This is a genomic window from Neobacillus soli NBRC 102451, from assembly GCF_001591665.1.
GTDB classification, from domain to species: domain Bacteria; phylum Bacillota; class Bacilli; order Bacillales; family Cytobacillaceae; genus Neobacillus; species Neobacillus soli.
This window is the reverse complement of the sequence record NZ_BCVI01000034.1, coordinates 13,326-33,696: the sequence shown is the minus strand read 5'-3', so window position 1 is coordinate 33,696 and position 20,371 is coordinate 13,326. Positions and strand designations below refer to the sequence as shown.

Annotated in this window: 19 protein-coding genes and 1 riboswitch; of the genes, 4 read left to right on the top strand and 15 right to left on the bottom strand. The window is 43.3% G+C overall.

The genetic code is table 11. From position 1 onward, the window contains the following. Positions 1-39: 39 nt before the first annotated feature. From BSO02S_RS12610 to BSO02S_RS27545, 6 genes are all read right to left on the bottom strand, one after another. Positions 40-642, bottom strand: coding sequence for a response regulator transcription factor (locus tag BSO02S_RS12610; protein ID WP_066067431.1), 603 nt, complete (start codon positions 640-642; stop codon positions 40-42). Then, the gene (locus BSO02S_RS12605; protein WP_066067429.1) at positions 639-1,772 is read right to left on the bottom strand and encodes a sensor histidine kinase; all 1,134 of its coding nucleotides are present in this window, start codon (positions 1,770-1,772) and stop codon (positions 639-641) included. Before BSO02S_RS12605 ends, BSO02S_RS12610 begins: the two co-directional genes overlap by 4 nt. Positions 1,773-1,778: 6 nt before the next feature. After that, positions 1,779-2,516, bottom strand: coding sequence for an ABC transporter permease (locus tag BSO02S_RS12600; RefSeq protein ID WP_066067427.1), 738 nt, complete (start codon positions 2,514-2,516; stop codon positions 1,779-1,781). Between the two features lies 1 nt (position 2,517). Next, entirely contained in the window at positions 2,518-3,420 is a 903-nt protein-coding gene (locus BSO02S_RS12595) for an ABC transporter ATP-binding protein (protein WP_066067424.1), read from the bottom strand. A 281-nt stretch (positions 3,421-3,701) separates the two neighbouring features. Beyond that, positions 3,702-5,777 carry a glycoside hydrolase family 3 protein gene (locus BSO02S_RS12590; protein ID WP_066067421.1) on the bottom strand — a complete coding sequence of 692 codons (2,076 nt, stop codon included), beginning with the start codon at positions 5,775-5,777 and terminating at the stop codon, positions 3,702-3,704. 409 nt (positions 5,778-6,186) lie between these two features. Then, the gene (locus BSO02S_RS27545) at positions 6,187-6,333 is read right to left on the bottom strand and encodes a hypothetical protein (protein ID WP_169802749.1); all 147 of its coding nucleotides are present in this window, start codon (positions 6,331-6,333) and stop codon (positions 6,187-6,189) included. 211 nt (positions 6,334-6,544) lie between these two features. On the opposite strand from BSO02S_RS27545, the gene BSO02S_RS12585 reads away from it, so the two are divergent. Next, a complete protein-coding gene (locus BSO02S_RS12585; RefSeq protein ID WP_066067416.1) occupies positions 6,545-7,597 on the top strand; it encodes a multicopper oxidase domain-containing protein in 1,053 nt (350 codons plus the stop codon). 84 nt (positions 7,598-7,681) lie between these two features. Here BSO02S_RS12585 and BSO02S_RS27090 read toward each other — a convergent pair whose 3' ends face one another. Then, positions 7,682-7,846 carry a hypothetical protein gene (locus BSO02S_RS27090; RefSeq protein ID WP_157081460.1) on the bottom strand — a complete coding sequence of 55 codons (165 nt, stop codon included), beginning with the start codon at positions 7,844-7,846 and terminating at the stop codon, positions 7,682-7,684. Positions 7,847-7,896: 50 nt separating this feature from the next. Beyond that, a riboswitch (cyclic di-GMP riboswitch) is annotated at positions 7,897-7,982 on the bottom strand. A 152-nt stretch (positions 7,983-8,134) separates the two neighbouring features. Between BSO02S_RS27090 and BSO02S_RS12580 the strand changes: the two genes are divergently transcribed. Beyond that, complete coding sequence (locus BSO02S_RS12580) at positions 8,135-8,920, top strand: M15 family metallopeptidase (protein WP_066067413.1); 786 nt, start codon at positions 8,135-8,137, stop codon at positions 8,918-8,920. 193 nt (positions 8,921-9,113) lie between these two features. On the opposite strand, the gene BSO02S_RS12575 is transcribed toward BSO02S_RS12580, so the two are convergent. Together BSO02S_RS12575 and BSO02S_RS12570 are read right to left on the bottom strand one after the other, a co-directional pair. After that, positions 9,114-10,292: a toxic anion resistance protein gene (locus BSO02S_RS12575; RefSeq protein ID WP_066067409.1), complete on the bottom strand. Its 1,179-nt coding sequence runs from the start codon at positions 10,290-10,292 to the stop codon at positions 9,114-9,116. Then, complete coding sequence (locus BSO02S_RS12570; protein ID WP_066067406.1) at positions 10,289-10,945, bottom strand: 5-bromo-4-chloroindolyl phosphate hydrolysis family protein; 657 nt, start codon at positions 10,943-10,945, stop codon at positions 10,289-10,291. Before BSO02S_RS12570 ends, BSO02S_RS12575 begins: the two co-directional genes overlap by 4 nt. A 333-nt stretch (positions 10,946-11,278) precedes the next feature. On the opposite strand from BSO02S_RS12570, the gene BSO02S_RS12565 reads away from it, so the two are divergent. Beyond that, the gene (locus BSO02S_RS12565) at positions 11,279-11,950 is read left to right on the top strand and encodes a hypothetical protein (protein WP_066067403.1); all 672 of its coding nucleotides are present in this window, start codon (positions 11,279-11,281) and stop codon (positions 11,948-11,950) included. A gap of 115 nt (positions 11,951-12,065) precedes the next feature. On the opposite strand, the gene gloA2 is transcribed toward BSO02S_RS12565, so the two are convergent. Beyond that, complete coding sequence (gene gloA2, locus BSO02S_RS12560; RefSeq protein WP_066067400.1) at positions 12,066-12,452, bottom strand: SMU1112c/YaeR family gloxylase I-like metalloprotein; 387 nt, start codon at positions 12,450-12,452, stop codon at positions 12,066-12,068. A gap of 134 nt (positions 12,453-12,586) precedes the next feature. Next, positions 12,587-13,735 carry a non-hydrolyzing UDP-N-acetylglucosamine 2-epimerase gene (gene wecB, locus BSO02S_RS12555; protein ID WP_066067397.1) on the bottom strand — a complete coding sequence of 383 codons (1,149 nt, stop codon included), beginning with the start codon at positions 13,733-13,735 and terminating at the stop codon, positions 12,587-12,589. A gap of 271 nt (positions 13,736-14,006) precedes the next feature. On the opposite strand from wecB, the gene BSO02S_RS12550 reads away from it, so the two are divergent. Next, positions 14,007-15,401, top strand: a complete 1,395-nt coding sequence (locus tag BSO02S_RS12550; protein ID WP_066067394.1) for a serine protease — start codon at positions 14,007-14,009, stop codon at positions 15,399-15,401. A gap of 471 nt (positions 15,402-15,872) precedes the next feature. Here the strand turns inward: BSO02S_RS12550 and rbsK are convergent, their stop codons facing one another. The 4 genes from rbsK to BSO02S_RS12530 form a co-directional block, all read right to left on the bottom strand. After that, positions 15,873-16,799, bottom strand: a complete 927-nt coding sequence (gene rbsK / locus BSO02S_RS12545; RefSeq protein WP_066067391.1) for a ribokinase — start codon at positions 16,797-16,799, stop codon at positions 15,873-15,875. 120 nt (positions 16,800-16,919) lie between these two features. Continuing rightward, positions 16,920-17,879, bottom strand: coding sequence for a substrate-binding domain-containing protein (locus tag BSO02S_RS12540; RefSeq protein WP_066067387.1), 960 nt, complete (start codon positions 17,877-17,879; stop codon positions 16,920-16,922). Positions 17,880-17,897: 18 nt separating this feature from the next. Beyond that, on the bottom strand, positions 17,898-18,881 hold the full coding sequence (locus BSO02S_RS12535; RefSeq protein WP_066067384.1) for an ABC transporter permease: 984 nt from the start codon (positions 18,879-18,881) through the stop codon (positions 17,898-17,900). Then, positions 18,874-20,370, bottom strand: coding sequence for a sugar ABC transporter ATP-binding protein (locus tag BSO02S_RS12530; protein ID WP_066067382.1), 1,497 nt, complete (start codon positions 20,368-20,370; stop codon positions 18,874-18,876). Before BSO02S_RS12530 ends, BSO02S_RS12535 begins: the two co-directional genes overlap by 8 nt. Between the last annotated feature and the right edge of the window lies 1 nt (position 20,371).

Below are 20,371 nucleotides of genomic sequence, written 5' to 3'. Positions count from 1 at the left end.
AATAAAAAGGCACCCTATTAAAAGGTACCTTTTGCAGCGCTAAATCCAGCCTTTTTTTCCGGCGATGGCAGCGGCCTCAGTTCTATTCTTCGCATCTAGCTTATGGATGATTTCTGAGATATAGTTACGGACTGTGCCGGATGAAAGGTAGAGCTCCGAAGTGATTTCCTTGGTTGTTTTCCCTAAGGCTGCTAATCTCAAAATCTCTTGTTCTTTCGGCGTCAGCGGATTTTCCTCGCGGATGACATCAAAGGTTAACTCGGGGCTGAATACCCGTTTTCCTGCCATCACCTTGCGAATCGCATCAGCCAGCTCATCTATCTCGCCATCCTTCAGTAAGTACCCGTGGACGCCGATTTTTACGGCGCGTTCAAAGTATCCAGGCCGGGCAAACGTAGTTAGGATAATGACCTTGCTGGGAGCCGAGCGGCGTGCGAGTTCCTCCGCTACCTCGAGCCCGTTCAAGACAGGCATTTCAATATCCATCAAGCAAACATCCGGCTCAAGCTTTAGAATAGAAGTGAGTGCTTCTTCCCCGTTCAGCGCCTGGCCGATTACCTTCATATCCTGCTCTAAATCAAGTAAGGAGCCCAACGCCCCCAATAACATTCGTTGATCTTCTGCAATAAATAAACTTATCATATCGCGGCACTCCCTGCTTTTTTAATGATGGGAACTGTCAATTCTAAAACGGCACCATTATTGTTTGATAGAGTAAGAACCCCGTCAACAAGTGCAAGCCGCTCTTCCATCCCCCGCAAACCATTCCCAAAGGCTTGATTACTACTAACGCCCATCCCATCATCGCGGACGACGATGTTCATTTTTTCCGAAAAAAGCTTGATTGCAATCGAACAGTGGGTGGCGCGGCTATGCTTGACGATATTGGTTGCCGCCTCACGCACACACATGCCGATGATATTTTGTGTAAACGGGGAAATCCTTGAAAAATCAACCGCGCCTTCGTACTGATAGGTAATTCCCGCGGCCCGTACTAGTTGCTGGACCTGCAGGAGCTCCTCGGCGATGGTGGCCGTGCGCATATCGGTGACCAGCTCGCGCACCTGCTTTAACGCGGCACGGGAGGTGGTTTCCATTTCCCTTGCTTCAAGCCGCGCCCGTTCCGGGTCAACCACAGTCAACCGTTGCACAAGCTGACTTTTTAACGTCAGTAGGGACAGCGTATGGCCGAGCGTATCATGAAGGTCGCGAGCAATCCGGACCCGCTCCTCGCGCTTTACCAATTCTTCGATCTTCTGGTTCGCCTGGTCAAGCTTCTTTTCAAGCTCCATCCGGCGGTTCATTGAACGGATTCCAAACGGTGAAATCAGCATAATGATCAGGAAGGGAACGAAGTAAATAAGCTCTGTCGGGGTAAAGAATGTTTTCGTTCTAATTATATGGACAATGAAGGGAAGAATTTCAACTATCACTAAACTAATTAATCCACGGCGAAAACCCGTTTTATTCTGATACCAGCCGATAAAGTTCGCCGGAAAAAACCCTAAAAACATGTAATTTATGTCATAAAAGATACTGAAGATAAATACAATCGCCATTTGCACGGCCAGCCAGGAAGTGAATGTTCTTTTTCCCATAAGAAAATAGAGCTGGCGGTAGGTCACCAGGAAAAGCAGCAACATGCCATAGCCGAGGAGCTGCTTCATTCCTGTTTCTTTTGTTAAATAAAAGGCTGGAAAAGCGATATATATCAGAAAGATATAAGGGAAAAAGCCCATTTGGCGCGGGAATAGGCTAAATGACTTTTTCATAACGCATCACACTGCTTCCGTTTTTCTTCTAATATACTTCGATAGTAGCATAAACAGGGCTAAATAGGTGATTAAAATCAGAATATTCCTCCAATCAGGCATGCTGCCAGTAACGATTTCCCAAGCGCCATTGCCAAAATTATAGGACGGCAGCCATTTCCCGATGTTTTGCATGATCTTCGGCATAAATTCTAGCGGCGTCCACATCCCGCCTGCCACCGCCATGATCATATACAGCACATTGCTGACACCTGCAGCTGTTTCGACTTTTTTCATCATCCCGATGACAGTGCCAAGGGCGAGAAACGGCAGGGATCCAAGCAAAATCCATAAACCGCTCAGCACCCATTCCAGCGCTGTAAGCGATACACCGTTGATGAGGAAACCGGCGATAAAAATAATCGTAATCGATAACACATGGATCACGCTTTGACCAATCATTTGTGCTGCGAAATACACGGTGTCGGACAGCGGCGTGATGCGGATAAATGTTGACCAGCCTTGCGAACGCTCCTGCACCATGCGAATGCCGAGCGTCATAATCGACGACCCCATCACACTAAACGCCGTCATCGACATTAAATAGTGGGCCGCCCATTCACCCTTATCCGAGGCATTCGTATTGACGACATTCGTAAAAATATAATAGAAGAGAATCGGCATTGCGATGGACCAAAACACAAAATACCGGTTTCTTAAAATCCTGATAATCTCCATTTTGCATTGCATTTGAAATGCTTTCATCTTATATTGCCTCCTTCGCTGCGCTAGTCAGCTGCTCAAACGCTTCTTCAAGCTTGCCACGTTCAATTTGAATGTCACGGGCACCAATTTTTTCTTGAAAAATAAGCTCTAAAACTCGGTCCGTATTTGTGGACTGGACGTAGACCCGGTTATTTTTTCGATAAATATCATCAATTTCACTATGGAGATATAGGTTTTCTAAGGATATCTCCGGGTCGACGATAAACGAAACGGACTGCTTCGAAATGCTTGCTTTGATTTGCGCCGGTGTTCCATCGGCGACAATCGCCCCGTCTTTAAAAAGTAAGATTCGGTCCGCGGCATCATCGGCTTCCTGCAGATAATGGGTCGAGAAAATGATCGTTTTACCTTGGGCGGCCAGTTGATGGACGGTTTGCCAAAAGTGGTTCCGTGAGGTGATATCCATGCCGACGGTCGGTTCATCTAAAATGATCAGCTCCGGATTTCCTGCCAGTGCGAGTGCAAAACTTAAGCGCCGCTTTTGTCCGCCGGATAATTTCTCTGCCCGTGTTTTCATGTCCTGCTCGGTCAAGCCTGTCAGTTTGATTAGTTCCGGCATTGCAAGTCGGTGTGGGTAATAGCAACGGATGAGTTCAAGGATTTCACGCACCTTCAAGCCTGGCATCACGCTGACTTCCTGAAGCATCGTGCCAATTTTCTCACGGACTTGCCTTTCCTGCGGCTGGCGGCCAAATAATTGGACTTCACCAGTTGATGGTTTGAGCAGACCTAAGATCATCGAGATTGTGGTTGTTTTCCCAGCCCCATTCGGTCCGAGAATCGCGACAACTTCTCCCTTTCCAATCGAAAAAGATATATCATTGACCGCTTTTTTATGTTGAAATGACTTAGTCACGTTTGTTAAGCTCACAATTTTGTTCATGTTCGTGAACACCTCCTGCTTTCTTGATTTTATTGTACGTTTTAATGGAGGAAAATCTTAGTAAGTAATGTCATCAAAATCAGGTGACAAATGTCATCTTATTAGAGGAAGCTACTGGATAGATGTAAGCTTTAGAGGGGGTTCTGCCAAACTTTGGATTTATTTCGCCAATTTTCGGGGGGATTTCCGCCAAACCAGTTTTTCAACCAGAATTCCAAGTTAAAAAAAAGACCTCCTATTTAGAAGGTCCCTCATGCTTATATATGCTGTGATTAATAAAGTTAATACCCTAGTCCATGGTCAAATCCGTATAAGACGCTGCCTTCCTGGTTGTAAATCGTGACCGGAAGCTTGGCAGTAGGTTTATTTACACCGAAAATGGTGTTAACCGCCGCCTCAAAGCTTACGTCCTTGGTTCCATACTGTGTCAAATACGCATCAACCTTAGGATAGGCCATAATATCATACGGATTTCGAATTCCTACGCCAATAACCGCCGCATCCGTTTCGTCAATCATTTGATTGGCTAGCTTCATTAAACTGGCAGAAGGTAATCTCCCGCTCACCGTAGAAGTATTCGTTCCCACAATGATATATTTTGCCGTTTTTGCGATAGCTAAATTGGCTGCCGAAAGTGGAGTTGCAGTATTAATAACTGTTACGTTTTTGTGATGTTTTTGAACCTCAGCCAATAGAGTAGTGGCGCTTGAACCTACGACAACAATTTTATCTTCTGCAGCTGCCTTTAAAGGTAGAATACCAGTATTTTTCACAAGTGTAATCGATTTTGCAGCAGCTTCTTTTTCGATTTTTAAATGTTCCGCTGATTTCCAAACTTTCTCGGCATTAGAGATTTTTTCATCAAGGCTCTTTTCTACTTCTGCCTTAACAATCCCGCGATTTAATTTCAGCGATAAAATCCGTTCAACAGACTGATTAAGTCTTTCTGTTGAAATCTCACCGGATTTCACTGCATCGTAAAGCCCATTTGCAACGGGTTCAAGTCCAACAGGCATTAAAACAATATCCGTTCCCGCTTTTACGGCACGAATAGCGGCATCAACCGGGCCAAAATGGTCGGCGATCGCCTGCATGTTCATCGCATCCGTCACAATAACGCCCTTAAAGCCCATATCTTCGCGCATTAGACCTGTTAATACCTTGTGTGATAGCGTGCCTGGAATGGCAATTTCCGTTCCATCCTTTTTCGAAATGGCTTTCGTGCTATCGATTTTCGGGAAGGTAACATGAGCCGACATCACTGCATCAATTCCGGCATCCATTGCCTGCTGGAATGGGTACAATTCCACCTTTTTCAAACGGTCAATGTCATGCGGCACCTCAGGCAGCCCTAAATGCGAATCGGTTGCGGTGTCACCATGCCCGGGAAAATGCTTTGCCGTTGATGCTGTCCCAGTTTCATGTAGCCCTTTAATATAGGCGTTCCCCAACTTTGCTACCCACTTCGGATCCTCGCCAAATGACCGAACGCCAATAACCGGATTATCCGGATTATTATTTACATCCAACACAGGTCCAAAGTTCATGTTGATTCCAACAGCGTTCAGCTCTTCGCCAATCGCCTTGCCTACTTTTTCAGCAAGTTCTTCAGATCTTGTCGCCCCAAGTGCCATGTTCCCTGGAAAATCCGTTCCTAACTGCAGGCGTGTCACAATTCCGCCCTCTTGGTCAATTGAAATTAACAGTCCATACTTCTCAGCAGCATCTTGATAGGCACTGACGAGTTTCGTTGTTTGCACAGCTGTAACCGTGTTTTCACGGAACAGAATGACACCTCCAAGATGATACTTTTTGACAAGCTCGGCAATTTCGTCATTCATTTCCGTGACATTTTTCCCCTTCCATGTACGGAAGTCTGGCATGAGCATTTGGCCGACCTTCTCTTCAATCGTCATTTCCTTGATTGCTTTGCCAATAAGGTCATAGCGTGCTCCTTTTTCTTTTTCTACAAGGATCTGACCTTGATTTCCTTTGTATTGAATTGAGATTCGGTCACAGTACTTGCCATCGCTGACAGAGATAAATGTTTTCCCGTTATGCCCCGATAAAGTGACCTGGCCATCTTTAACGAAGGCAACATTTTTATTGGAGGACGTCCACGATAAATTGTTAGAAGCCAGCATAAAATGCCCATCCTGATAAGTATGTAGCGCATTCAAATTAATTTGGTTATCATTTACTTCTCTCGTGACTTGGGGGATGTTAAGGTCGATAACTATATCCTGAATACTTACCTCTTGCGCCTTCGCCTTGCCAGACCCCAAAAGTGGAATCCCTGTTAAAATTAGTGCAGCTGCCATCAAGAGTATAGGCAGCTTCTTAATCAAGCGACTCATGTTAATACCCTCCCATTTTTTAAAATTTTAGGTCCCCCCAGATGTATATCCTGTTATGTTAAAACACATATGGAACCCCTTACAATGATAATAAAAGCATATATCACCATATGTATGGTCGTCTATACCACCTTAGACCTACTTGCTCTTTTTTTATGTTTATCAACAGATTATCTGGTGATATCCACAAATCATGGGCGGATATCCACAGGTTTTGCCTATTTATACACAGATTATGTGAATAACTATGGTCCACTTCTACCGATGTCTGCATGCGCTGTTTGACTATCCACAGATACAATCAACCTATCTACATTTTACACCTGATTATCCACAATTGTTAGTTTTGTTATCCACAATGTCCCTAGAAAAAGACCTAGAATAGCCTCTAGGTCTTTTGAACTTGCCTTTATTTAACTGTTTGTGGGTCGTCTTCGCTCCATTCGGCTTCGTCCCGCTCGACAATTTCCTTAAGCTCACCTGTATCACCTTTTGCATTAATAATCGCAAAGATTTGATTTAATCCTTCACTTGTTTCATCAGGTTTTTTTTTCAAAAAGATACCTCCTTTTCCTTTTAGAATGGCCATTTCTGAAGGAATTATTTCATATTGACATAGTGATAATGTTACTTTGCTCACCAATTCACAATATGTTCACTATCTACCTGATAATGAGTGACCTAAATCTAGGGGAGTTTTTAGAAAAGTTAAAATGAAGATGTAGTAAGAAATCAACATAAATAGGAGATAAATGGGGGAGATTTAAGTGGGTAAGATAGCGAAGATTGCAGCAATTATGGTTACTTCTGTCATGGTATTAAGTGCTTGTGGAAAGTCTGATCTTTCAATTGAAAAGTCTGTTGAAGCTGAAGCGAACACAAATGTAACTTCAAAGGTATTCGGACCACATGAGCATGTGAATCAAAAACCAACTCCAATTAAAATAGATCGCATCGGCGCACATGAGGTAAATATTGAAATGACTTCACAAATCACCGATATCGAAATTGCTAAAGGTGATATGTATAAAGCTTGGACCTTTAACGGCGAGGCCCCTGGCCCAGTCATTGTGGTTAACCAAGGGGATAAGATTAATTTTACCCTAAAAAATATGGATCCATCCATCCCGCACAGCATGGATATGCATGCTGTTCATGCGGCACCATCTAAAGATTTCACAGACATCATGCCTGATGAGACCGGCTCATTCAGCTATCCGGCGGATAATCCCGGGGTGTTTATGTATCATTGCGGAACCAAACCAGTTCTAGCCCATATTGCGAACGGCATGCACGGTACGATTATCGTTAAACCAACGAATGGCTACCCAACTGATTCTAAGGTCGACCGGGAATATGTGATTGTTCAAAATGAATGGTACAAATACAACGATATGGACGATATGACGAATGGCACACCTAAATATGTAGTTTTTTCAACAAAGGCTCTAAAAGCTGGCGATAACAATACAAATGGGACCGTCGGCGCTCTAGTTGATCACCCGCTCCTTGCTAAAGTCGGCGACAAAGTGAGATTTTATGTGATGAACGTTGGTCCCAATGAAGTCAGCAGCTTCCATGTTGTTGGTACTATGTTCGATGATGTTTATCTTGACGGAAATCCGTATAACCATATGAAGGGATTGCAAACAGTTATGCTTCCAGCGAGCGGCGGGGCAGTCGTCGAATTTACCGTAACGAAGGAAGGCAGCTACCCGATTGTTACCCACCAATTCAATCACGCAACAAAAGGAGCAGTCGGTGCATTGAAAGTTACCAAAGACGGTCATGATGATGGCAGTAAAACGATGTCCCACTAAAAAATGATAGCATTTGCACAAATAAATTTATTGCAAAGTAAAAAGTCTGGGGAACTCCCCAGGCTTTTTACTTTTGGGTTCCACTTACATAATCGAACTAAGTTCAACGGCTTTACTATTATGATAAGTTGCTTTAACCTTCAGCCTCACCTTTAAGTCATTACATAGGCAGTCTTGCTGGAGCAGCTCGTTGTGGCGATGCTGAAATACATGATAATAATATTTACCTTTAATAAACATTTTCAACACATGAAAACCTCCTCAATCGTGGTTAACATAAATCGCAGGAGTAAGTCGTGTTCGGTAACTGGCAAGCATCGTCAATTAAACATTAGCCCCTTTAGTTTTGCGTCACCATTTTTCAATGGCTTTGCCGTTTCGTACAATTTATGTGTTTATATTAAAAATATAGGCAACGGAACAATAAAGTTAAAGAGTCTTTAGACCTATCAATTGTTAATAATTTACGTTTTAAAGTCTGCAAAAGTGTCGATTATAGTAACAGCAGTGATTCTCTTAAAAAAAAGGAAGTTACCGATGTTAAAAATTCGTTCAATGTTGTTATGGCTCTTTGTGCTTTCATTCCTTTTAGCAGTTTCTACAGGCTGCGTGTGGAAAAACCATGTTGCGGAAAACGATAAGAAATTAGCCAATCCTCCAGTCCCTGTAAACAATCCATCATCCGACCTTGTCAAAAAAGCAGACCGCGGGCAGAAGGGGGTTAGCTTCCAGGTTGTTACCAACCCAGAAATTATTCCTGTTCTGGTCAATAAGCGTAATAAACTGCCTAAAAGTTATCAGCCGCTTGATTTAATTTTCCCAGATATCCCTTTTACATTTAAGGAAAAACTTGAAAAACGAAAAATGCGTACGAAAGCAGCCAGTGCTATCGAAGAATTATTTGCGGCCGCAAAACAGCAGAATGTGACCCTTTTAGGTGTCTCAGCCTACAGATCGCACGCCACCCAAGAGAACTTGTTTAAGTACTACGTTAATCTGGATGGATACGAAGCAGCAAGAACCTATAGCGCCATTCCTGGGACCAGCGAGCATGAAACAGGCCTTGCCATCGATGTGACCGGTGGAAATGGAAAATGTGCCGCAGAGGCATGCTTCGAAGGGACGCCCGAAGCAAGCTGGCTTCAGGACCATGCCGCCGAATACGGCTTTATCATCCGCTATCCAAAAGGAAAAGACACCATCACCGGCTACAAATACGAACCCTGGCACCTGCGCTACGTCGGAAAAGCCATCGCCCAAGACATCATGAGCCGCAGCATCACCCTTGAAGAATACCTTGATGTAACACCAGTAAATAAATAAGTGTGCTTGGGTGCCTGTGTGGATTCTTTGTAATGGTGTCGGTAATGGTGTCAGGCACCACTGCAGTGGTGCCTGACACCATTCATGTACAAGTGTCCGCCCCGGGTGGACACTGTTTACTTAACATGATTTGTTTCTGATGCACAAAAAGAGGGCCCCGCTGCATTCAACCTGTAGCGGGGCCCCTTTTTAATTATTTTCCTTTTATCTCTAATAGTTTTAGTCGCAGGTCGTTTTCCATGGCCGCAAGGTCTTGTTCGGCTTGGCGGCGTTTGTGGCGGCCTTCCTCTTGGATGCGCATCGTTTCCTCAAGGGTAGTTATAAGGCTTTCCTGCGTTTTCTTTAATGTTTCGATATCAACGAGGCCACGCTCGTTTTCTTTCGCTGTTTCGATTGTATTGGTTTTCAGCATTTCTGCATTTTTCAAGAGCAATTCATTGGTGGTTTTGGAAACCTGCTTTTGAGCCTCAACAGCGTGGCGCTGGCGAATTAATGTTAGCGCAATCGCGACTTGATTCTTCCATAATGGGATTGCCGTCATAATCGAAGATTGAATCTTTTCGACAAGTGCCTGGTTCGTGTTTTGAATCAACCGGATTTGTGGAGCACTTTGAATGGTGATTTCACGGCTTAATTTCAAATCATGGAGGCGCTTGTCTAAACGGTCAGCAAATTGGATCATATCGTTGACTTCTTGAAACTTCATTTGATCATTTGCCGCTTCAGCTGCTTTTTTTAGCTGAGGGATGGTTTTCTCCTGCATTTCTTCCAGCTTGATTTCCCCAGCGGCGATAAAGACATTCAGGGCGTGAAAGTATTCTTTATTCGTTTCATAAAGCTGCTCGAGCAATTTGATATCGGACATGAGGACATTTTTACTACGGTCGAGCTTCACACTGATTCGATCAATTTGGGCTCCTGTTTTTTGGTATTTTGAAAGAACTTCTTGCAGGGAGCTTGAAATTTTTCCAAACATACGTGCAAACAAGGATGGCTTCCCATCCTTCAGCTCATCCGGATTCACTTGATCTAACCTCTTCATTAAGTCACTAATGATTTCCCCGATTTCGCCAACATCCTGTTTCTGAACATGTTCAAGCATCGTGTGCGAGAAGGACAGCAGCTTTCCTTGTGCTTGGGTCCCGTATAATATCATTGATTGATGGTTTGCCGGGTCAATCTGTTCAGCAATCTGATACGCCTTTGCCCTGTTTTCTTCCGGAATCACATCAATTAACTTTACCGGCCTGACCTCACTTGGTTGCACAACTGGGTTTTTAGCAAGTTCAAGATTATCACCAAATGGATTGGCAAGGATATCGTCTAATAAATTACCAGCTTTATTGGGTTGGATTGGGTTGTTTTCGCTCATTTCAGCCACCTATTCTCTTCAGGAAATTTTGCATCCTTTTTCTTATTAATGGAATGCTTTGCAACATCTATTTCAAAATTTAAGTTATCGATATCATCGGATATCACGTGATATAAATCCTCTTCCAATAACTTTGTTAGTTCATTCAATGTGTGACGCGTTTCAATCAGGGATTGGCCCATCTCCATGTTTTTCTTTGGCTGGGCGGATAAAAAGCTATATTTTTCTGTGAGTTCAACGACGGAATCTAAATGGGAAAAATAAAATTCTTCAGCCTTATAAAAACGCTTCGGCTCCGTTGTTGCCATTTTGTGTATTTTTTTGGTAATCCGGTGGATGTCAATTCTTTGCTTAACGGAATAAATATCACGAATCTTAAAAATGCTTTTATTCAAGCGGTTAATTTTCTGTTTCGCCTCGGCGAGATTTTTCTTAATGTAGCGATATTCCTTCCTTGATAACTGATGTCTTTTTAAAAAGCGAGTATTCATAAATACCGACAGGACTAAGTGAGTAAGGACCCCTCCCAGTAATGCATATCCAGTCGAAGGCAATAAGGTAAGTCCTAAAGGAATCATACATACCAGCCAAGTGATAACGGTTATCGGGACGGCTACAAACGAGCGAACAAGAAACGATAGAAAAGGGTTCATAATTAATCGACTCCTGACTAATAATCCTTTCTATTGATACGAATGAAGCAAATGAATGTTTCACATTCTTCAAAATTCCCTATCAAAAAAAGGTTATTTCCATTTACTACTTCCACAATACACGAAAATACTCCTGCCTGCCATGGACCACAAACGGAAAGAAATCTAAGACTTGAGACGTATTCTACAATGAAAGGAACGACAAAGGATTGAGTTGATGAACTAAGAATCCATGGCCCACCATCCTTGGATTCTCGGAATTATGGGCTCCTGCCCAAGAATAATATTAAGGGCTGCATAGGCTAAATGATAAAGAGGAGAGAGGGGATTCTTTTGTATTATCCTTATCGCATGCCTGTTGAGCAGCACAAGCAAAAGAAACAGCAGGAAGGTAGCCAGCACCACCATGGGTCCGGGAGCCAATTTCAACACGGGGGCCAGCATCATGAGGGCCCGTTTCAGCATGGAGGGCAGCAGCACCACGGGGACGCATTTCAACATGGAGGGCAGCACCATGGAAACCAGCAGCACGGAGGCACGTTTCAACACGGGGGACAGCAACCTCATGGAAACCAGCAGCATCATCACGGCGGCCAAACTCAACATGGGGGGCAACAACACCACGGATACCCCCACCATCATGGAAACCAGCCCAACTCTAATACTGGATTTGGAACATTGGGAGCTGGCCTGCTTGGGCTGGGATTAGGCTATTTAGGCTCCGGACTGGCACATGGATCGGCCCCTGTTGGTTATGGTGCTTATGGCTACGGAAGTCCGGTTGGTTATGCACCTGTCCCAGGTTACCCGGGTTACCCAGGTTATGGTCCGGAAGTCGGTTACGGCACCACAAGTGCTTCGCCTGTTGGTTACCCAGGATACGGACCTACTATGGGCACATATGGTCCATATCAACCCAATCCAGGGTTGGGCAGCGGATATGGCACATGGGCGCCAAGCGAATACGGCCTTCCAAGTATAAATTCAGGTATGGGCATATATTAAATTTTTTGATAAAATCTTAAGTCACTTTAACTAGAAAGGGCTGCCGGTATATCGGAAGCCCCTTTATTTTATCCATTTATTATTCCATATTCCAAAACCGATAACCTGCATTAAATCAGCTTTCATAAAGTTCAATCGGAAGCCCATCTGGATCAGCAAAGAAGGTAAATTTCTTGTTTGTTATGGGATCAAAGCGAATGGTTTCAACATGGAGGTGATGTTCAGTTAAATTGTGCACTGCCTCTTCGATATCATCCACTTCAAAGGCAAGATGCCTTAATCCGGCCGCTTCCGGATAGCTTGGCCGAGCAGGAGGATTAGGGAACGAAAACAACTCAATCTGGTATTGGCCGTTCACTTCCAAATCCAGCTTATAGGAATCTCTTCCCTCTCGATAGACTTCGTTTATGGGTGTCAGCCCCAAAATCCGAACGTAAAATTCCTTGGACCTTTCATAATCCGAACAAATCACCGCAACATGATGGATTTTTTTCAGCTTCATAATTTACCCCATTCCTCCAGCGTGTCCTACCCACGCGGACAAGTGTCCACGCGTGGTGCCTGACACCATTGTTGTCACCAATGTTGTCACCATTGGTGACAACATTGTTTTGACACTACTTAAACTGCTTAAAATTATTCGCCGCCGAAGTCCGCTGGCCGGTTCTCGCCGTTTTCAAAGTGGTAGAGGATGGCTTCGACGATTCGTTTGGAGGCTTGGCCATCTCCGTATGGGTTGGAGGCTTTGGCCATTTGGTCATGTGCCTCCTTATTGGATAACAGTTCGTCTGCCAAACCATAGATAGTTTCTTCATTTGTTCCGGCAAGTTTCAAAGTCCCGGCCTCAATTCCTTCCGGCCGTTCCGTTGTATCCCGCAGCACCAGCACTGGCACACCCAACGATGGTGCCTCCTCCTGGACGCCACCGGAATCCGTCAAAATCAAATAGGCCCTGGAGGCAAAGTTATGAAAATCAATCACATCTAGCGGCTCAATCAGATGAATGCGGTTGTTGTCCCCTAATACACGGTTGGCAATTTCCCTCACCACGGGATTCATATGAACCGGGTAGACCACCTGAACATCCCCGTGCTTTTCAACCACACGGCGTATCGCACGGAACATGTTTTCCATCGGTTTACCGGTATTTTCCCGTCGATGAGCCGTCATTAAAATTAATCGGTCATCCCCAATTTTATCTAAAACAGGATGTGAATAATTCGTTTTTACCGTCGTCTTTAACGCATCAATGGCGGTATTTCCCGTGATAAAAATGCCAGCTTCCCGTTTATTTTCAACTAAAAGGTTTTGCTTTGATTGTCTCGTTGGCGAAAAATGAAGATCGGCCAAGACGCCTGTCAACTGGCGGTTCATTTCCTCAGGGTAGGGTGAATACTTATTATGAGTCCGAAGCCCCGCCTCCACATGTCCAATAGGGATGGAATGATAGAAAGCAGCCAAGCTTGCTGCGAAAGTCGTCGTCGTGTCGCCATGGACCAAGACGATATCCGGTTTTACCTCCGCCAATACTTGGCTGAGTCCTTCTAAACTTCGGGTAGTGACATCAATTAATGTTTGACGTTCCTTCATTATATTTAAATCATAATCAGGTGCAATTCCAAAAATATGCAGCACTTGGTCAAGCATTTCTCGGTGCTGCGCTGTGACCGTAACGATGGATTTAATTTTATCCGGATATTTTTCCAATTCCTTGACAAGCGGAGCCATTTTAATCGCTTCCGGTCTTGTTCCAAAAACAGTCATTATTTTCAATTGATTCTCCATAAGACCTCCACGTTGTACAGCAACAGTCATTGTACAATTCCTATGTATTTCTGAATAATTATTGCCGGTTAAGCCCTATCTATCATGATAACAAATTACATAAGTGGATTAAAGCAGGATTGTGGTAACAGGTGGGATCACCAATTTGATCTTCTGTACTTAACCAACTTTCGCCAAAAGTTTTACATGTACAATATTCCCTTTTAGTCACCTCCGAATATAGTGCAGAGTATAATTTTTTAAATATTCGAACTAAGAGGTGGATTTTATTTTGAAAAAAAGAGCCCTTTTTACTGTACCGATCAGTTTGGTACTTATTGCCGTCATGGTTGCCTCTCTCTTCCTATTAAATATCAAGCCTGCTGCCGGGAACATTTCTCAAGCCCAAAAGCTTGCTGAGTACTCTAAGCCTGCTGTGGTTCGGATCATCGACTACGCTGTGGTTGGCTGGCAGTTTAATAACGCCGCCAATGACCCTGAAGTCGCGGCTATTTTGGATAAGTTAAACTATCAAAGTATTATTGGCGGGTCTGGGTCCGGTGCGATTATAAGCTCTGACGGATATATCGTTACAAATGCCCATGTGGTCGAACAATCCAAGATGGATGACGCCGGTATCACCAGTGCCGCCTTTAAACAACTTGTTACAATCATGGCAGACCACTATAAAATTGACTATGAAGTAGCCTATAAATATATGGTCAAACATACGCAATACACCGGTATTAAGAAGGTGCTAAAGGTAATATTACCCGGTGGAGATATTCTTGACGGCGAAATTAAAAGTTACGGTGCCCCTATCAATGAAGGGAAAGATGTAGCCGTTCTAAAAGTTGAAGGAAAGAACCTGCCTACCTTACCACTTGGAAACTCAGATAATATCCAAAACCAAGAAAATATTTGGGTCAGCGGCTACCCAGCAGCAGGTGATTCAGAACTGTTATCGCCGGATTCCTCCCTTGTTTCTTCCATGAATGCCGGGCAGATTTCAGCTACTTCAAAGAAAACAGAACAAGGAAGTCCGGTAATTCAATTAAATGCGGCAGCCACACACGGAAATAGCGGCGGGCCGGTCATTAATGAAAAAGGACAGATTGTTGGTTTATTAACCTTTAGAGGCGATACGGTGAACGGCCAGGAGGTCCAAGGATTTAATTTTGCCGTACCAGTGAATACGGTAAAGGAATTTGTCAATCAGGCCGGGGTTAAAAATACGAACAGTGACACGGATAAACTCTATAAAGAGGGGCTTGCTCTTTATTGGGGCGGCTATTATAAGCATGCCTTAGATAAATTTGAGGCCGTCCAGCGAATCTATCCAAATCACTCTGAAATCAAACAATATATCGCGAATTCCGAGAAAAAGATGGGCAGTAGTAAGACGCTGTGGTCCGATTATACAACGCTCTTCTACATCGTTGATGGGGTTTCCGGACTGCTGATTATTATTCTGCTTGTATTTACCTTTGTTTTTAGGCCGAAAAAGCCAAATGCAGCGGAAACAGTCGTTGCCCCTGTACCTGCACCGGTTCCTCCGCCTGTTGTTCCGGAGAATACCTTAGCCGACCTAAACAAAGATGGAAAAATCGATGTCCAGGACATTCTCCTTGCCCTGCAAGAACACCAGAAAAAACAGAAAAAAGATGAGGAAGAAAAACCAGAGTAAGGGGAGGGGGAATGTAATAGCGGTGCCTGACACCACGCTTAGCTTGGCCGCTAATCAAGACAACGCTAAATTATTCAAGCAGTAATCAACAAGGGATTGAGTTTATCGGATATCTTCACTGCTCTTGGTAAAGAGTTTTAAAAAATGCCTTATTTGTAAACATCAAAAAAACTTTTGAGTGGCAAAAAAACATTCATCAAAGGGAAATCCAAGAAAAGAGTCCCATGAACAATAAAATTTCCTCTGGCTTGGTAACACCGGAGAACAGCTAAGATTTCAAAACGAACTTAAGAAGCAAATAGAATTATAATAATATTTATCAGGAAGTGGCTGGCTCAGGGTGCGTTATAAATCACCTAGAATCAGCCACTTTTTATTCCCTATAGAAACTTACTGGATGATGAAATCAATCGCTGTCCTCTCCACACGGACAAATAGCCCTATTTGTCCACGGATGGTGCCTGACACCCGCTAGTCCACTCTTTGAGCTAAGAACTCTTCTATTTCATACTTTTGTGGCATGGCGGGTGCTGTGCCTATTTTTTTTACGGATAAGGCTGCAACAGCGTGGGCGAAGGTCATGGCATCTTTCACCGAATTTCCGTTGCTGATTGCATAGGCAAATCCTCCGTTAAAGGCGTCTCCTGCTCCAGTTGTATCGACCGCTTCCACCCTGAAACCTGGAACTAGTTGGCCCCGTTCTCCACCTGTATAAAGGAATGCTCCTTTACTTCCCAATGTAATGATAACCGTACCAACACCCATTTCGTAAATCTTTATCGCCGCTAGTAACGCCGTTTCTTCGTCCCTTACTTCAATTCCACTCAACTCAAAAGCCTCTGTTTCATTTGGAGTAATGTAGGCAACTTCCTTAAGGATATCCCTTGGAAACTCCTGAAATGGAGCTGGATTCAAAATCACGGGTACCTCGTATTTTTTTGCCAGCTTCACAGTCGTGACAACCGCTTCGATACTCGTTTCTAATTGAAGCAAAACTATATCTGCTTCCTTTACTTTTTCTTCGACTTCCAATACTTCATCTTCAGAAATGGTGCCGCAAGCACCCAAAGCGACAACAATGCTGTTTTCGCTTTGATCATCCACCTCAATCAACGCTACTCCAGTTGCCAGGTTTGGATCAACTTTTATGTATTGGGTATTCACTTTCTCACTGTTAAAATGTTTTAATGCTTCTTTTCCAAAAATATCATCGCCCAATTTCGTAACAAAAGTTACCTCTGAACCACAGCGTGCCGCAGCGGTTGCCTGGTTTCCACCTTTGCCACCCGGACCCATTTTGAATGGTCCGCCAAGAACCGTTTCACCTGGCTTTGGAAGATGAGGAGTGCGGCTCATTAAATCGACAACATAACTTCCCACTACCACAATTTTCGACATATTATCCCCCTCCTAAGATATTTTATCCATGATGATAAAAGTAAAAACGCAAAACAATTGCGTTTTTACCTTATCACCGATTTGGATTGACCGCTTGGCAAGCGGTATTCAAAACAGAGATTATTTTGTTTTTACTGTCGTAACATTATCCTTTGTAACAAGAGTAGAATCTAAAATTACTTCCTTTTCCACACTTTCTTTCTTAGAAATCTTTAGAGCAGTTAAAACCGCTTCTTTTCCAAGGAAGAATGGTGGCTCGGCTATAGTTGCTTCCATTTTACCAGCTTTAATCGCTTCAAGAGATGGATCAATCGCATCACAGCCAATTAACGTAATTTCATCCAAGCGTCCAGCTGCTTCAATTGCTGCTAATGCGCCAAGTGCCATTTCGTCGTTTGCTGCGTATACTCCATCAATCTTAGGGTTTGCCTGAAGAATGTCTTCCATTACTTTCATCGCTTCACCGCGGTCAAAGTTTGCTGCTTGTTTTGCTACCACCTTAAAGCCAGGAGTAGCATCGATAATTTCATTGAAGCCTTTGCTTCTGAACTGTCCTACGTTTGTTCCTAAGATCCCTTGAATCTCCACAATATTCCCTTTACCACCAAGCGCATCCTTTAGGAAGTTTCCTGCAATATTACCAGACTTAAGGGCGTCAAAACCGATATGAGTAATTACTTCACCACCATTAGAGTTGCGATCAATTGTAAATACAGGGATTTTTGCATCGTTCGCTTTTTTAACAGCTTGAGCAATTGCATCACTATCAGTTGGGTCAATGATTAACACATCGATATTTTGTTGTAAAAGATTTTCTACGTCAGATAATTGTTTACCAGGATCGTTTTGTGCATCCGTAATAACGAGATCAACCTTATCTTCCTTGGCCTGTGCTTCTGCTCCTTCTTTCACAGCAACGAAGAAAGGATTGTTTAATGTATTCATCGATAAACCAACTTTTAATTTACCGTTATCCTTAGCCTTTGAATCTGTTTTCTTGCTGGACCCCTCGTCCATACTACATCCAACCAGACCAATAATAACCACAAACATTGCCAATAATGAAATAATCTTTTTCATCCTAATACCTCCAATGTCTTATTTTTTAATTTTTGAAAACTTACTATCTACTAATACAGCTACTAATATAACGAGACCCTTGGCAATACTTTGATAGAACGGAGACACATTCATTAAATTCAAAATATTATCGAGAACGCCCATGATTAATGCACCAATTAGCGTTCCGGTAACAGCTCCTTTCCCTCCTGCTAAACTTGTCCCACCGATAATAACTGCAGCGATTGCATCCAACTCAATTCCATTACCCGCTGTCGGCTGTGCAGACATTAATCTTGAAGTGTAAATAATTGCGGATAGGGCTGATAGTAAACCAGCAATTCCAAAAACAGCTATTTTAATAGCCTTAACGTTTATCCCCGCAAGAATCGCTGTTTCTTCATTTCCACCAATTGCATAGATATAGCGGCCAAAGCTGGTGTATTTTAACATCCAATACATGATTCCAAAGATGACAAACATGAGGATTATTGGAACTGGGATACCAAAAATTCTTCCGCTTCCTATAAATCGGAAAGGTTCATTACTAACAACTAGTGGATAACCCTTTGTATAAACAAGCGTCATCCCGCGTGCAATAACCATAATTGCCAGCGTTACAATGAAGGAAGGAATTCCAAATCTCGCTACAAAAAGACCATTACAGATTCCTAATACTAGACCTACTCCAAGAGCGGCCATTATTGCAAGCGGAAGCGGCCAGCCAGCTGTTAAGGCCCCTGCTAAAATTGCACCAGAAAAAGCCATAACTGCACCGACGGAAAGGTCTATTCCAGCTAGTAAAATAACCAACGTCATCCCACTCGCGATAATCGCAATAATAGAAACCTGTCGAAGCACATTCATGACGTTACTCATCGTAAAGAATACATCCGACAGAACTCCTGCAATCACGCATAATACGATAAAAATTAGTAGTACACGATATTTTTCAATGAGTGAAAGCCAATTGAACCCCGCCTTCTTCTCCTCTTGCTTTTGGACTGGTGTTGTACTAGGCATTCATCACACCCCCGGATGCGTAATAAAAGATTTTTTCCTGAGTTGCTTCATTTTGGCTAAGCTCAGCGGTAATTCGCCCTTCATTCATTACCAGGATTCGATTACTCAACCCCAGCAATTCCGGCATTTCGGATGACATCATAATAATCGAAATTCCATCATCCGTAAGCCTTTTCATAATCTGATAGATTTCCGCCTTTGCACCAACATCAATACCCCTAGTTGGTTCATTCAAAATGAGCACCTTCGGATTCATTTGCAGCCACTTTCCAAGAACCACCTTCTGCTGGTTTCCACCGCTCAAGGTTCTTACCTCAACCATTGGATCATGAACCTTTATCTTTAAATCGTTAATCCATTGGTTGACAATCTCGTCCTTTTTTCGCTTCTGTTGAATACCAAACTTGAAAATTTTTCGATAAGAGGGTAACAGTAAGTTTTCATAAACCGATAAACCAAGAACAAGACCTTCCTGCTTCCGATCATCCGTTACTAAGGCAATTCCAGCATCAATCGCACCTCTAGGGCTCTTTACAGGCTTCGAATCAACCTTCACAGTCCCAGTCATATTGTTGTATAATCCAAAAATCGCCTTCGAAAGCTCCGTTCGGCCGGAGCCCATTAACCCCGCAATTCCGAGGATTTCACCTCTTCTTACGGTAAAGTTAATGTCACCAAGGGCGCCTGGCACCGAAACATCCTTTACCTCAAGGCAAACTTGATTAGTTGGGATACCTTTTTCAGGAAAGAGTTCCGTCAGCTCACGCCCGACCATCATCGTCACCATATCATCCTTCGTAACGTCCTTCACCAAAGCGCTTCCGATATACTTTCCATCTCTTAATACAGCGATTGAATCGGCAACTTCAAGGACCTCTTCCAAGCGGTGCGTGATAAAAATGACACCCATTCCCTGCTGCTTCAACTCTTTCATAATTGCTAAGAGCTTATTTGTCTCTTCATCATTTAAAGCCGCTGTCGGCTCATCCATAATAATAATCTTCGCGTTAAACGAGAGCGTTTTGGCGATCTCAACCAATTGTTGCTCAGCAACGGATAATTCGGCAATTAATGCCTCGGGAGATACCCTCGTCAAACCGACTCGATCAAGCCATTTCCTTGTTTCCCGCTTGATTTGCTTGCGGTCGAGGATACCTTTTGTTTTACGAGGCTCCCTGCCGATAAAGATATTTTCAGCAACAGTCATATGTGGAATCAGGTTAAATTCTTGATAAATAATACTAATTCCAAGGCTTTGTGAATGCTTGGGACCTTCAATCGTTACCGGATTTCCATTTATGTAGATTTCCCCATTACTTGGCTGATGAACACCTGCCAGCACCTTCATTAAGGTAGATTTCCCGGCTCCATTTTCACCCAGCAAGGCAAGAATCTCGGACTGGTTTACGCGAATCGATACGTGATCAAGCGCCTTCACTCCAGGAAATTCCTTCGATATTTCTTTCATTTCCAGCAATGCTGTACTCACT